The organism is Thiohalocapsa sp. (assembly GCF_022340605.1).
Classification (GTDB): domain Bacteria; phylum Pseudomonadota; class Gammaproteobacteria; order Chromatiales; family Chromatiaceae; genus Thiohalocapsa.
This window is the reverse complement of record NZ_JAJDNQ010000080.1, coordinates 17,417-31,007: the sequence shown is the minus strand read 5'-3', so window position 1 is coordinate 31,007 and position 13,591 is coordinate 17,417. Positions and strand designations below refer to the sequence as shown.

The window sequence follows — 13,591 nt, the reverse complement described above, 5'->3', positions numbered from 1 at the left end:
TCAGAAGCGGGGCCTCAGAAGCGGATGTAGGACGAGCTGTTGAAGCTGGCCCGCGAACCGCGCCAGGTATCGATGTGATACTTGGTGAACGGCAGCTCCACCTCTTCGAAGAAGCGCGGCCACCCGATCCGCTCAATCCATTCGCCAACCCGCTCCCAGTCCCGCGCGCCTTCTTTGTATGCCTTCAGGATGCGCTTGACGATCGCGGTGGCCTCGGGCCAGCGCGGCGGGTTGTTAGGGATGCCGGCGGCGACCAGTTTCTGGAAGGTCGGCTTGCCGCGGGCGTTGGAGTGATTGCCGCCCACCCAGATGGCCAGCTTGGAGTGCTCCGCGTCGTTGATCTGCATCGGCGGGCACGGCGGATAGCAGGCACCGCAGCAGATGCACTTGCGCTCGTCCACTTCCAGCGACGGCTTGCCGTTCACCATGGCCGGCCGGATGGCCGCCACCGGACAGCGAGCGACGACGGACGGGCGCTCGCAGACGTTCGCCACCAGATCGTGGTTGATCTTCGGCGGCTTGGTGTGCTGCACGTTGATGGCGATATCACCCTGCCCGCCGCAGTTGATCTGGCAGCAGGAGGTGGTGATGTGCACCCGGTTGGGCATGTTGGCGTTGCGGAACTCGTCGATGAGCTCGTCCATCATGGACTTGACAACGCCGGAGGCATCGGTACCGGGAATGTCGCAATGCAGCCAGCCCTGGGTGTGGGAAATCATGGTCACCGAGTTCTGGGTGCCGCCGACGATGAAGCCCGCGTCTTCCAGCGCCTGGATCAGCGGCGCGACCCTGGCCTCGTCGGTGACCATGTATTCGATGTTGGAGCGCAGCGTGAAGTGCACGAAGCCGTCGGCGAGCTGGTCGCCGATGTCGCACAGCTTGCGCAGCGTGAACACGTCCAGAATGCGCTGGGTGCCGGCCTTGACAGTCCAGATCTCGTCACCGCTGTAGGCGACGTGACGCAGTACGCCCGGGCGCGGGTGCTCGTGGTACTTCCACTGGCCGAAGTTCTTTCGCATCACCGGGTGCATGTACTGCCACGGGTCCGGGCAGCCCGTTTCGATGGGCTCGCGCATCTCTTTGGCCATCGATGGTCCTCCAGTCAATCAGTAAACAGTTAGGTGCTGATCTTGGTCGGCGAAGGAAATCGGCGCGCGGCTGGCGGTCGGTTGCACCGACCCGCCGCGGCCGATCCCGGTAGCGTCAGCGTATTAGCCGGCGGCCTGCTTCTCGAACCACGCCTCGGCGGCCTCGTCCCAGCCGTCCATGCGGATATAGGACGACTGACGCGGATGGCTCAGCATGTTCGGATCGGGGTCGATACCGATGCCGTCGAGGAAGTTGGCAAGCCCGATGCGCTCGATCATCTCGCCACAGCGCTCGTGCTCCAGCCCGTTCTCGGCCCAGAAGTCGATGATGTTCTCGGCGAGTTCCACCATCTCCTCGTAGTCTTCCTCGGTGTCCAGCTTCTTGAACGGCACGACCACGGTACCCATCAGGTCGCCGATCTTGAGCGTGCGCTTACCGCCGATGAGGATGGTCACACCCTTGTCGTCGCCGGGGTGCAGCGCCTTCGGCATGACGTTGAGGCAGTGCATACAGCGCACGCAGTCGCGGTTGTTGACAGCCAGCGTGTCATCGTCGTTGAGCGACAAAGCCTGGGTCGGGCAACGGGTGATGACGTTGTCGATAATGTACTGGCGGCCCTTGGCCTTCACGTAGGCCTTCACCTCGTCCTGGTCGACCTTCATGTCGTCGCGCCAAGTACCGAGCACGGCGAAATCGGAGCGCTCGATGGCGTTCTGGCAGTCGTTGGCGCAGCCGGACACCTTGAACTTGAACTTGTACGGCAGCGCCGGACGGTGCACATCGTCGGTGAAGTTGTTCACCAGCATGCGGTGGGACTTCAGCTCATTGGTGCACGACATCTCGCAACGGGCCGCGCCCACGCAGGACATGGCCGTGCGCACGCAAGGGCCGGCGCCGCCGAGGTCCCAACCGTACTCGTTGATCTCGTCGAAGAAGTGCTGCGTCGACTCAGTGTCGGCGCCGATGAACATGATGTTGCCGGTCTGACCATGGAAAGTGACCAGACCCGAGCCGTACTTCTCCCAACTGTCGGCGAGCTGACGCAGCATCGCTGTGCTGTAGTGATTGCCAGCCGGCGGCTGCACACGCAGGGTGTGGAATTCTCTCGACTTGGGGAACGCCTTGCCGACCTCGGAGAAGCGCGGGATGATGCCGCCGCCGTAGCCATAAACGGAAACGGTGCCTCCCTTCCAGTAGCCCTTGCGGGTCTCGTAGGAGTGCTCCAGCTGACCGAGCAGGTCATTGGTCACCGCGTTGATGCGCTCGTTCGGATGCTCGTCACGCAGCCGCTTGATGCCGGAGATGAAGCTCGGCCAGGGGCCGTCCTCCAGCTGATCGATCATCGGGGTATGGTGCTTGTCGATCGCCATGTCGCTGAATCTCCCGTAGAGGTCAGGTCAACCTAATCTGATCAAGATTGGGATCCGATCAATTTGGGCCCGGCGTCTGACAGCACACGCCGTGGGCTGCCGGACCGAAGTTTGGGTAGAGCTTTGGGCGTCTTGCGCGAGCCACTTGCGGCCTATGTGTCTGGCCGACGCTTTTTGGCCGACGCCTCATAAGAAGTCATCTAGACGCCGCCCTGGCACCGGCATGGCTCCGCCCGGACCTCGTCGCAGGACGCCCGTGTCTGGGGAGGCACTATAGTCGGCTGGACCGGAGACAGAAATTCCACGTTCGGGATGTCGGGTTGGCGCCGGGATATCCCATTGGGGATAGTTGACCGACTGCTTTTTTCTTTTTCCGCTCAATGGGGTATGAAGTTGTCGCCCCACCTTTGCTCAAGGCCACCGAGTCTAGCCAGCACCCCTGTCAATGTCAACGTTCCCTAATATTCGTACCCACTGATATCGAGACGCGCCTGAATCCCTACTTAGGGATACCCGTTTTGCGACGCCCGCGTTGCATTCGACGTGGCGCGTCAGCACATAGCCGCCCATGACCGCAGCACGACATGCGCTCGGGGCAGAAGTTCCGCGGGCTTTGCCGCGGCCGACGGCTCAGGCCGCAAGTGCGGCGCGCAGACACTCGCCGACACTTTCTGGCCCGCCGCCGTGCGCCCGACCATTGCAGAGCACTGCCAAGGCCCGCCCACGGCGTGCCATCCAGGCGCAACGGCCGGACCGCAAAGCGGGGAGATGGCCCCTACGAACTCGAGGGCACCGAACCCATGTTGAAACTTAGTGAGATCTTGGTCTCCCGGAAAGACATCGAGACCTTCCCCGAACTGCAGCACGCGGTGATGGATGCCGCCCGCACCGGGGAACGCTTCTTCCGAATGGACGTGAAGCCGCCCTACCCGGACACCCCAGAGGACTGGGAAGACCGCCTGGAGGCGGCATTCAGCGGCCTGATCCGTTGATCCGCGGCCGACTGCGGCTGCCACTGACCACACCGGCAGCGGACCGGGCGCAGACCAAGCGCACATCGGGCGCACAGACATAACCGTCACCCGAACAGGTCATCCCGGCAACCATCCGCAGAGGCCATCGCAACTGCCAAGCCCGCAAGCGAACCCCGTTAGGCGATCCACATGAAGGCTTACGACATCACCCAGCGACTGCCCGACACCGCGGCAGATTCCATCGTCCGGCAGGGCGCCGAGGAAGCGGCGCTGGAGTCGCACCTGTTGGCACTGCAGGAACAATACGACACCATCCAGCGCGCCGGCGCCGACGCGCTTCGCGTCGCCGAAACGCAACTGCAGATGGCGCGGACGCTGGTCGGACTGGGCCGCGGCGAGCAGGCTTGGTCGATCGCACGCGAGGCCTTCGACGCCTTCATGACGCTCGAAGAGATCGAATCGGCGGCCGACTGCTGCGATGTCCTGTTCCGCGCCGAGCAGCCCCAGTCGCTCGCCGCGCTAGGGCAGGGCATCTGGCTGGCGGTCACCTGCCCTATCGATGTCGAGCTGGCCGTCGACCTGCTCAACCACGTCGTGGACGAAACGCCCAACGACGCCGACGGCGCCGCGGTCGCCGCCACCACGGCCCTGTTCTTGGCCGACCTGCGTGCCGAGGGGACGCAGCGCGAAAATCTGGTCTTCTTCACGTCCCAGATGCTCTCCAGTGTTGCCCGCCGTCACAGCGACGTGGACAGTCAGGAGGCCTTCGACCTGTGGCGCGACCGGCTGGAATTGCGCGAGCCGGAAAAATTCCTCGTGCGGCTGCGCAACGTCATCGACGTGCTGGTCCAGGACGACTGGTGGTTCGACCGCGAGGCGCTGCAGGAGCGACTGCCCGCCTAAGGCCAGGACTTGGCGCCAGTCGGGCCTGCGCGCCCGACGCCGAGTCCGTCGCCGGCACCCGTTCACCCAACGCATCCCACGCCCCCATATGTTTTGGCAGGAAGACGAGGAAACCCCCGCGATCGGCATCGCCGACGACATCGTCGACGTGCTGTTCAACCTTGATTGCCGCTCCATCCCCGTGGATCATGCCTACGCGCTGAGCCGCGCCCTGCTGGCCGCCGCGCCCTGGCTCGAAGAGCCCGGCTGTGGCATCCACAGCATCCACGTGGCCGGCTCACAGAATGGGTGGGAGCGTCCGACCCACGGCGGAGACCAGCATCTGTTATTGTCTCGGCGCACCAAGCTGAGCATCCGCGTGCCCCGGGCCAAGATGGACGCGCTGCGCGCCGCCCTCGAGGGCAGGACGCTGGACATCGCCGGTGCCCCGCTCGGCATCGGCAATGCCAAGCCGCGGCCGCTGGGCAGAGAAGGCACGATCTTTTCGCGCTACGTGGCGGGCCCGCCCGGGGTGGACGAGGACGCCTTCCTGCGCTGGGCAGCCGACACACTTGCCGAGATGGGCATCCGCGTGCGCAAGGCCCTGTGCGGCAAGACGACGCGGCTGGCGACGCCGGACGGCCCCATCGAGACACGCAGCCTGATGCTGGCGGACTTGCCGCCGGAGGAGTCGTTGCTCCTGCAACAGCGCGGACTCGGCCCGTACCGCGCCATGGGCTGCGGGCTGTTCATCCCGCACAAAGGCATCGACGCGGTGCATAAGCCCAAGTAGACGCCTGCACGAAGACGACGGAGCCGGACCAGCCCCCGTTCCGGCGGGGGGACCGATCAGCATCGGGGGCCGAGACCAGCACCGAGCCAGGTCTCAATGGGAGCACCGCGGTCTCTTCCTATCTCTGCACTTTCAGTGCCTTAATGCCACTCGGTCTGGCCGGCCCAGGCGCCTGCCGGACGACACCGGTCATTTAGAAGTTTCCCTAACCCGCCGATTTCTCTAATATTAGCGGGTCATTATGCTGTCGCCATCGAGCACGTCCGCTGGCGACGGCAGCGCAAAGACACAAGAAACGCACCCGGCGGCCATCGCCGCCGGCGACGACGAGAGGAGCAGCCCAACATGGCAATCGAAGTCAACGGTACGAGCATCGAAACCACCGCGAGCGGCTACCTGGCCAACCTCGGCGACTGGAATGAGGACGTCGCCAAGGTCTTGGCGGATGCGGAAGGCATCGAGCTCACCGACAAACACTGGGACATCATCAAGTACCTCCGCGAGGAGTACTACAACCACAACCAGAACCAGCCCATGGAGCGCCAGTTGCTGAAGGACATGGGCAAGGTCTGGGGCTCCAAGCCCACCAGCAAGGATGTCTACAAGCTCTTCCCGCTGGCCCCCACCAAGCAGGGCACCAAGATCGCGGGCCTGCCCGAGGTGATGCGCAAGGGCGGCTATTGAGCGGACGTCGCACGCTGTGCGACACGCGCACTCGGCAACCAGCAGCCGGCCGCAAGCCGGCTTTTTTTCGCCTCCCCCGGCGGCGCGCGGCGTTGCCGGTCTGTGCCGTGGTGCGCGGCGGGCGTAGCGGCGCTTGATGGCCATGCGTATCGACCGCCTGCGCTATACCCGCCGCGTGCTGCTCTCCGCGCGCGCCTGGCGGGTGCGCGCCGCGTTCCTGCTCGGTGCGGTGCTGGTGGGGGCGGTGTCGTCCGCCTTCGGCCAGCTCAGCGAGCAGGCCAACCTGCTCTTCCAGCGCATCGCCGCCGCCGAGCCCATGCTGCCGCTGTTGATGACGCCCCTCGGGCTGGTGCTGGTGGCCTGGCTCGCACGCCGGTTCTTCCCCGGCAGCGAGGGCAGCGGCATCAACCAGGTGATCGCCGCACTGGAGACCCGGGCGAAGGATCGCTGGCTGACGCTCTGGCTCGCGGGCGGCAAGATCCTGCTGACCCTGATCGCCCAGGTCTGCGGCGCCTCTGTCGGTCGCGAGGGGCCCACCGTCCACGTGGCCGCTGCCATCATGTATTCCATGCGCCGGCTGGCCCGCTTCCCGGCCGATTACATGGCCCGCGGCATGCTCCTGGCCGGTGGCGCGGCGGGCATCTCAGCGGCGTTCAACACCCCGTTGGCGGGCATCGTGTTCGCGTTCGAGGAGATGCTGCGCAGCTTCACGCCACGGCTCGCCGGGATCGTCGTGCTATCCGTCGTGCTGTCCGCGCTGGTCTCGATGCTGCTGGTGGGGCAGCCCTACTACTTCGGCACCGCCGCGGCCGGACAGGCGACCGGATCGAGCGATTGGCTAGCCGTGCTGGTCTGCGCGGTCGTGGCGGGCCTCGCCGGCGGGCTGTTCGCTTACTTTGTCATGCGCATGTCGCGGGCACTCGCCCCGTTGGTGGCGAGCAATCCCCTCGGCGTCGCCTTCGTCTGCGGTGCCGTGGTGGTGCTGATGGGGGCGATGACGAACTATGACGTCATGGGCTCCGGCTACCAGATCGCCAAGGCCCTGGTCATCGACGGCGAGGCACCGCAACCCTTCTATGCCGTGTACAAGTTCATCGCGTCGCTCGCGTCCTACCTGAGCAACATCCCCGGCGGCATATTCGCGCCGGCACTATCCACCGGGGCCGGCATCGGCGCCGACCTGCACCGGGTGCTGCCCCTGGCACCGCTGGATCTGATGGTACTGCTGGGCATGGTGTCCTATTTCGCCGGCGCGGTGAAATCCCCCATCACCGGCTTCGTCATCGTCATGGAGATGACCGACAACCAGAACACCCTGCTGGCACTGATGGCGGCAGCGATGATCGGCTACGGTGTCTCCTACCTGCTGACCCCGCAGCCGCTCTACCACTCGCTGGCGCAAATGCTCATCGAGCGCGAGCGCGAGCGCGAGCCCAAGCGTGGTGACCCCGATTTCGCATAGCGCTGTCGGCGCGGGTGGTCAAGCGGACGCGCCACCCACCGGGTCCAACTGGCGGGCGGCGAGCAGCGGCTCCACGTCCGCGCTGGCCTTGGGCTCGACGAAGTAATACCCCTGCACCGCCGGACAGCCGTTGGCCGCCAGGAAATCGGCCTGGCCACGGGTCTCGACCCCTTCGGCGATCACCTCGAGCCCGAGGCTGCCCGCCAGTGAAACGATGCTGCGCACGATGGCGGCGGCATCGGCATCCGGCAACGCGGCGATGAAGGAGGGGTCGATCTTGATGCGCGTCAGCGGCAGCCGACGGAGATACGCCAGCGACGAGCGCCCGGTGCCGAAGTCGTCGATGGCCATGCCGAGCCCGAGTCGCGCCAGGGCCTGAAGCACCCGCAGCGACTCCCCACCTTCTTCCACCAGCAGGTCCTCGCTCAGTTCCAGCTCCACCTCCGTGGGCGCAAGGGCGAAGCGGCGCAGCATGGTTTGCACCAGGCGCGGAAAATCGGCGTCCGCGACCTGCTTGGCGGAGACGTTGAGGGCGAGGCGCGGCGGCGCGATGCCCGCACGCTTCCAGCCGGCGAAGGTGTCGAAAGCCTGCGCCAGCACCCACTCGCCGATGGGGCCAATGATGCCCGCCCCCTCGGCGATGGACAGAAACTCCACCGGCAGCAGGATGCCGCGCTGCGGATGACGCCAGCGCAGCAGGGCCTCGATGCCGAGGATGCGGCCGTCGTCGATGCTCACCTGCGGCTGGAAATGCAGCACCAGACCGTCCTCGTCGAGGGCCCGGCGCAGCCCGTTCTCGAAGGCGATGCGCTGCTGTACCGCCTCGGTGAAGCTCGGGTCGTAGAACTGGTAGCGGTTGCGGCCGAGCTGCTTGGCCCGGTACATGGCCGTATCGGCAGTTTGCAGCATGGTCTCGGCGTCCCGTGCGTCCAGCGGGGCGAGGCTGATGCCGATACTCACGCTGACTGCGATCTCCTGATCATCCACACGGAAGCGCCACTGCTCCACCGCCGCCAGCAGGCTGCGCGCCAGGGCGGCGACGCCCTGCTGGTCCGGGGCACGCTCGGTGACGACGACGAACTCGTCGCCACTGATGCGCGCCAGCGTCTGGCCCGCCGGCACCTGCCGGCCGAGCACGGCGGCGACCTCCACCAGCATCCGGTCGCCGGCACTGTGGCCGAAGGAGTCGTTGACCTGCTTGAAGTTGTCGACGTCGATGAAGAGCAGCGCCAGCAGCCCGCGGCGCTCGGCGTTGCGCTCCAGCGCGGCGGCGAGGGTCTGCTGGAAGGCGAGCCGGTTCGGCAGACCGGTTAGGTGGTCGCTGTGCGCCAGCCGGTCCAGTTCCAGCTCCGCCTGCCTGCGGGCGGATTCATCGTAGATGACGCTGTCCCAGGTGACCACGCCGTCAGCCCCCCGCCGCGGCTTGCCCCGTCCGTGCAACCACTTGACCTGCCCGCTGGGCGTGCGTATGCGCCACTGGTGAACCCAGTCGGTCAAGTCCTGGCGCGAGGCGTCCACCGAGGCACGCGTGGCGGGCAGGTCCTCGGGCAGGATCATGTCCCAAAGCACCTGCGCATTCTGCTCCACGACCGGGGCCGCCACCTCCCAGATGTCGCGGGCGCCCTCGCTCGCGTAGTGGGTGCGGCTGCGTCCGTCCGGCAGCTCGATGTAGCGGACGATGGCGACGGGGAGGTTCCGCGCGATGCTGCGCACCTGCGCCTCACGCTCCTCCAGCGCCACGCGCTGCTGTACCGCCGCGGTGATGTCGCGGCCGATGGCGACGATGCCTAACACGCCCCCGCCACCGCGGTGCGGCACCAGGTGCAGGTCGAGGCAACGCCGGCCGCCCACCGGCAGGTCCAGCCAGATCTCCCGGCGCTGCGTCTCGCCACCGCGGCAACGCGCAAGCGCCTCCGCCAGCGGGTCACCCTCGGGCTTCAGCAGATCGGCCAGCGACCGGCCGATGACCTCGCCCGGACTCGTGTCCAGCACCGCGATGAAGCTCGCGCTCGCGTGCTGCACGCGCAATTCCAAGTCCAGGTACGCGAGCAGGTCCGTGACCGTTGCCAGCACGGCCTCGTTGAGCATCAGACTGCGGCGCAGGGCGAGGTCCGTTTCCTTGCGCTCGGTAATGTCCTTGATAACGCCGATGCAAACGCGGGCACCGGTCTCCGCGGCCTGCACCTCGCGGGCGTGATCGCTGACCCAAATGATCCCGCCATGGCCCGTGGTCAGCCGGTACTCGGCATAGAAGGGCTCGCCGTCGTTGCGGCAGCGCGCCCGCTCGGCGAGAACCTGCTCCCGATCGTCCGGGTGCAGGTGCTCGTACCACAGGGTATGGCTGGGGCGGTCCTCCCCAGCCGGCAACCCCAGCAGGGTATCCATGAAGTCGTTCACATAGCGTGGGGTCTCCGCGCCAGGCTCATCTACGTAGACCACCACGGGCAAGCTTTCCACCACCCGCGACAGCGTCTGGATGCGCACCAGGAGTCCATCGGCCGCCGTGTCGGAGATCACCGCGGCACGAGCATCCGCCGCCACGCTCGCGGTATCCTGATGCGGCTTGGTGAAAGATCTTTTCATCGGGACAAGACCGAAGGAACGCTGCTTGGCTGCCGTCGCCGCGTCGCGCGGCAGAGACACGGTTCTAGCCTGATCATGATGCAGGCGAAACCACCACAGACTAGCTTAACCTGAAGCCGATGATGTGTGACCGGGAGCGCTTCCGCCGTGGTGGCCGTGCCGGCCCGAAGTTGGGCGCCGGAGGGGCGCGGCCGAGGCTCGCTTTGCCCATCGCGGCGATGGCGCTGTTGCTCGGCTGTGCGGGCCACGTGCCAGACGACATCCGCTCACCGGCGCCGGCACCACTGACCGTCAGCGAGGCGCGCCGCGCAACGGAGCGCCACGTCGGCACGCCGGTGCGTTGGGGCGGCAGCATCCTGGGCGTGGAAAACGCGGCCGACACCACCGACGTGGAGATCCTCGCCCGCCCGCTGAACGCCACGGGCGAGCCGCGCATGGACGCAACGCCGCAAGGCCGGTTCATCGCGCGATTCCACGGATTCCTGGACCCAGCGGAGTATCCGCGGCAGCGACTGCTCACCATCAGCGGGGTGCTGGTGGGAACGCAGACGCGCGACGTTGGCGAATATCCCTATCGCTATCCGGTTGTTCGGGCGACGGGAAAGCACCTGTGGCCCGCGCCCGAGTCGTTCGGCCCGGGTCCAGGGGATTGGGGCCCCTGGTATCCGGCCCCCTGGTACAGCCCCTGGTACGGCACCGGCTGGGGACCCTGGTGGGGGCCTGGCTTCGGTCCCTGGTATCGGCCCTGGTAGTAGTCCCCATTTCAGCCAATTTTGCAGGGCGCCAATCCGGATGGGGCCGGAGCCGAGAAACCTGGTCTAAGTCTCTGCTCGTGCTCGTGCTCGTGCTCGTGGTCGTGGTCGGATACTCGACAACGACAACGACGGCAAAGTTAGGTGAAACGCTGCACGAGTGAGTACCCGGCAGATGTACCCTCGTGTTTCGGCTCAGCCCGCCAGCGCCTCCATGCGGATGCGCACGATTTCGCCCTGCACCACATCCAGCGCGGAGATGCGCTCGAGGGCACGGTTCATGCCTGCCTCGCGCACCTGATGGGTGAGCATGATTAGCGGCACATGGGTCTCGCCAGCGACGGGCTCCTTCTGCTTTATGGCCTCGATGCTGATGCCTTCCTCGCCGAGGATGCCGGCAATGCCAGCCATCACACCCGGGCGGTCGAGCGCGGTGAGCCTGAGATAGTAGGCCGTCTCGACCTCTTCCATCGGCAGCACGGGCGTGTCCTCGAGCTCCGTGGGCTGAAAGGCCAGATGCGGCACGCGGTTGTTCGGATCGGTGGTCAATGCCCGCACCACGTCCACCACGTCGGCGACCACGGCGGAGGCGGTCGGCAGCGCGCCGGCACCGGCACCGTAGTAGAGGGTCGGCCCCACGGCGTCGCCCTTCACCAGCACCGCGTTCATGACGCCGTCTACGTTGGCGATGAGGCGCCGGTGCGGGATCAGCGTCGGATGCACGCGCAGCTCGATGCCGTCCGCCGCGCGCCGGGCGATGCCTAAGTGCTTGATGCGATAGCCGAGCTCGGCGGCGTAGGCGACATCCTGCGCCTCGATCCGGCTGATGCCCTCGGTGAAGGTCTTGTCGAACTGGAGCGGAATGCCGAAGGCGAGAGAGCCCAGGATCGTGAGCTTGTGCGCCGCATCGATACCCTCGACGTCGAAGGTCGGATCGGCCTCCGCGTAACCCAGCGCCTGCGCCTCGGCGAGCACCTCGGCGAAGTCGCGGCCCTTGTCGCGCATCTCGGTGAGGATGAAGTTGCCGGTGCCGTTGATGATGCCGGCGATCCACTCGATGTGGTTGGCCGCGAGCCCCTCGCGCAGCGCCTTGATGATGGGGATACCGCCGGCCACGGCCGCCTCGAAGGCCACCATCACGCCCCGCTCCTGCGCCGCGGCGAAGATCTCGTTGCCATGCAGCGCGATCAGGGCCTTGTTGGCGGTCACCACGTGCTTGCCGTTGGCGATGGCCCGGAGCACGAGCTCCCGGGCCGGCGAATAGCCTCCGATGAGCTCGATGATGATGTCCACCTCGGGGTCGTCCACCACCGCGAAGGCGTCGTCACTGATGCGGCCGATGCCATCGAGGCCCTCGATGCGCTCCGGGTCATAGGCGCGGGCCGCGGCATGGCTGATGCGGATGTCGCGCCCGGCGCGGCGCGCGATCTCGGCGGCGTTGCGGGTCAGCACCGTGACGGTGCCACCGCCCACCGTGCCGAGCCCGAGGAGTCCGATGTTGACCGGTTCCATCGCTTGTTCTCTCGCTGTGACTATCTCGTTGTCGCTGTCAGGCCGGCTGCGATTCGGCCCTTCCGGCCTGCTCATCGGCGGGCGTCTCGGCCGAGCCGGCCTGTGCCGGCGCGGCGCGGGCATCGTCGCGGAACATGTGCTTGATGCCGCGCACCGCCTGGCGAGTGCGGTGCTCGTTCTCGATCAGGCTGAAGCGCACGTGGTCGTCGCCATAGTTACCGAAGCCGATACCCGGCGAGACGGCCACCTTGGCATCGCGCAGGAGCTTTTTCGAGAATTCCAGCGAGCCCATGTGCCGATACTGCTCCGGGATGCGCGCCCAGACGAACATGGTGGCCTTAGGCTTGCGCACGGACCAGCCGGCGTCGTTGAGGCCGTCGCACAGGCAATCGCGGCGGCGCTGGTACATGGCGCGGATCTCCGCCACGCACTGCTGCGAGCCCTCCAGCGCGTGGATGGCCGCCACCTGGATAGGCGTGAAGGTGCCGTAGTCCAGGTAGCTCTTGATGCGCGCCAGCGCGGCAACCAGCTCCGGGCTGCCGCACATGAAACCGATGCGCCAGCCGGGCATGTTGTAGCTCTTGGACATGGAGAAGAACTCCACGGCCAGGTCCTTGGCGCCCGGCACCTGCAGGATGGACGGTGCCGTGTAGCCGTCGAAGACGATGTCGGCGTAGGCCAGGTCGTGCACCACCCAGATGCCGTGCTCGCGGGCGATGTCGACCACGCGCTCGAAGAAATCCAGCTCCACGCAGGTGGTGGTGGGATTGCCGGGGAAGTTGAGCACCAGCATCTTCGGCCGCGGCCAGGAGCTCTGGATGGCCTCCTGCAGCTCCTCGAAGAAGTCCACGTCCGGCGTCAAGCGCACGTGGCGCACGTCGGCGCCGGCGATGATGAAGCCATAGGGGTGGATGGGATAGGCCGGGTTCGGCACCAGCACCGTGTCGCCGGCGCTCATGGTGGCGAGCGCCAGGTGCGCCAGGCCCTCCTTGGAGCCGATGGTGACGATGGCCTCGGTGGCCGGGTCCAGATCGACGTCGTAGCGGCTCTTGTACCAGCGGGTGATGGCGCGGCGCAGGCGCGGAATGCCGCGGGATACCGAGTAGCGGTGGGTATCCCGGCGCGCCGAGGCCTCGATCAGCTTATCGACGATGTGCTGCGGCGTCGGCTGGTCGGGGTTGCCCATGCCGAAGTCAATGATATCCTCACCGCGGGCCCGTGCCGCGGCCTTCAACTCGTTGACGATGTTGAAGACATAGGGCGGCAGCCGCTCGATGCGGCGGAACTTGGGCTCGGGCGCGACCACGTTGTACCTCGACGCTGTTTGTAGGGTGAAAAGAGTCAGAGTGTAACCGCAGCACTAGCGGAAGCAAGCGCCGTGCGCCCGCGACGGCCAAGTCATGCGGGCGCGCCGGCTCACGCCAGCAAGGCCCGGCCACGGTCGCGGGCGCGCCTGCCGCGCTGCACGGCCTCGCCCCTGCCCGCCCGAA

General features: G+C 66.7%; 11 protein-coding genes. 6 read left to right on the top strand and 5 right to left on the bottom strand.

The genetic code is table 11. The features are described 5' to 3' along the window. Positions 1-14: 14 nt before the first annotated feature. Both dsrB and dsrA read right to left on the bottom strand, forming a co-directional pair. A complete protein-coding gene (gene dsrB, locus LJE69_RS10870; protein ID WP_296924786.1) occupies positions 15-1,088 on the bottom strand; it encodes a dissimilatory-type sulfite reductase subunit beta in 1,074 nt (357 codons plus the stop codon). 123 nt (positions 1,089-1,211) lie between these two features. Further along, entirely contained in the window at positions 1,212-2,459 is a 1,248-nt protein-coding gene (gene dsrA / locus LJE69_RS10865) for a dissimilatory-type sulfite reductase subunit alpha (RefSeq protein WP_296924784.1), read from the bottom strand. 800 nt (positions 2,460-3,259) lie between these two features. On the opposite strand from dsrA, the gene LJE69_RS10860 reads away from it, so the two are divergent. The 5 genes from LJE69_RS10860 to LJE69_RS10840 all read left to right on the top strand — a co-directional run bounded on the left by LJE69_RS10860 (position 3,260) and on the right by LJE69_RS10840 (position 7,254). Then, a complete protein-coding gene (locus LJE69_RS10860; RefSeq protein ID WP_296924782.1) occupies positions 3,260-3,451 on the top strand; it encodes a sulfur relay protein DsrC in 192 nt (63 codons plus the stop codon). 171 nt (positions 3,452-3,622) lie between these two features. Then, a complete protein-coding gene (locus LJE69_RS10855; protein ID WP_296924780.1) occupies positions 3,623-4,336 on the top strand; it encodes a hypothetical protein in 714 nt (237 codons plus the stop codon). Between the two features lie 88 nt (positions 4,337-4,424). Beyond that, positions 4,425-5,108, top strand: coding sequence for a type I-MYXAN CRISPR-associated protein Cas6/Cmx6 (gene cas6 / locus LJE69_RS10850; protein ID WP_296924778.1), 684 nt, complete (start codon positions 4,425-4,427; stop codon positions 5,106-5,108). Between the two features lie 345 nt (positions 5,109-5,453). Beyond that, entirely contained in the window at positions 5,454-5,792 is a 339-nt protein-coding gene (locus LJE69_RS10845) for a TusE/DsrC/DsvC family sulfur relay protein (protein ID WP_296924776.1), read from the top strand. 142 nt (positions 5,793-5,934) lie between these two features. Then, positions 5,935-7,254, top strand: a complete 1,320-nt coding sequence (locus tag LJE69_RS10840; protein WP_296924775.1) for a chloride channel protein — start codon at positions 5,935-5,937, stop codon at positions 7,252-7,254. 18 nt (positions 7,255-7,272) lie between these two features. On the opposite strand, the gene LJE69_RS10835 is transcribed toward LJE69_RS10840, so the two are convergent. After that, a complete protein-coding gene (locus LJE69_RS10835) occupies positions 7,273-9,837 on the bottom strand; it encodes a GGDEF and EAL domain-containing protein (RefSeq protein ID WP_296924773.1) in 2,565 nt (854 codons plus the stop codon). A 203-nt stretch (positions 9,838-10,040) separates the two neighbouring features. On the opposite strand from LJE69_RS10835, the gene LJE69_RS10830 reads away from it, so the two are divergent. Then, the gene (locus LJE69_RS10830; protein ID WP_296924771.1) at positions 10,041-10,589 is read left to right on the top strand and encodes a Slp family lipoprotein; all 549 of its coding nucleotides are present in this window, start codon (positions 10,041-10,043) and stop codon (positions 10,587-10,589) included. A gap of 195 nt (positions 10,590-10,784) precedes the next feature. Here the strand turns inward: LJE69_RS10830 and LJE69_RS10825 are convergent, their stop codons facing one another. Together LJE69_RS10825 and alaC are read right to left on the bottom strand one after the other, a co-directional pair. Further along, positions 10,785-12,101 carry a homoserine dehydrogenase gene (locus LJE69_RS10825; RefSeq protein ID WP_296924769.1) on the bottom strand — a complete coding sequence of 439 codons (1,317 nt, stop codon included), beginning with the start codon at positions 12,099-12,101 and terminating at the stop codon, positions 10,785-10,787. Positions 12,102-12,138: 37 nt separating this feature from the next. Next, positions 12,139-13,407, bottom strand: coding sequence for an alanine transaminase (gene alaC / locus LJE69_RS10820; RefSeq protein ID WP_296924767.1), 1,269 nt, complete (start codon positions 13,405-13,407; stop codon positions 12,139-12,141). Between the last annotated feature and the right edge of the window lie 184 nt (positions 13,408-13,591).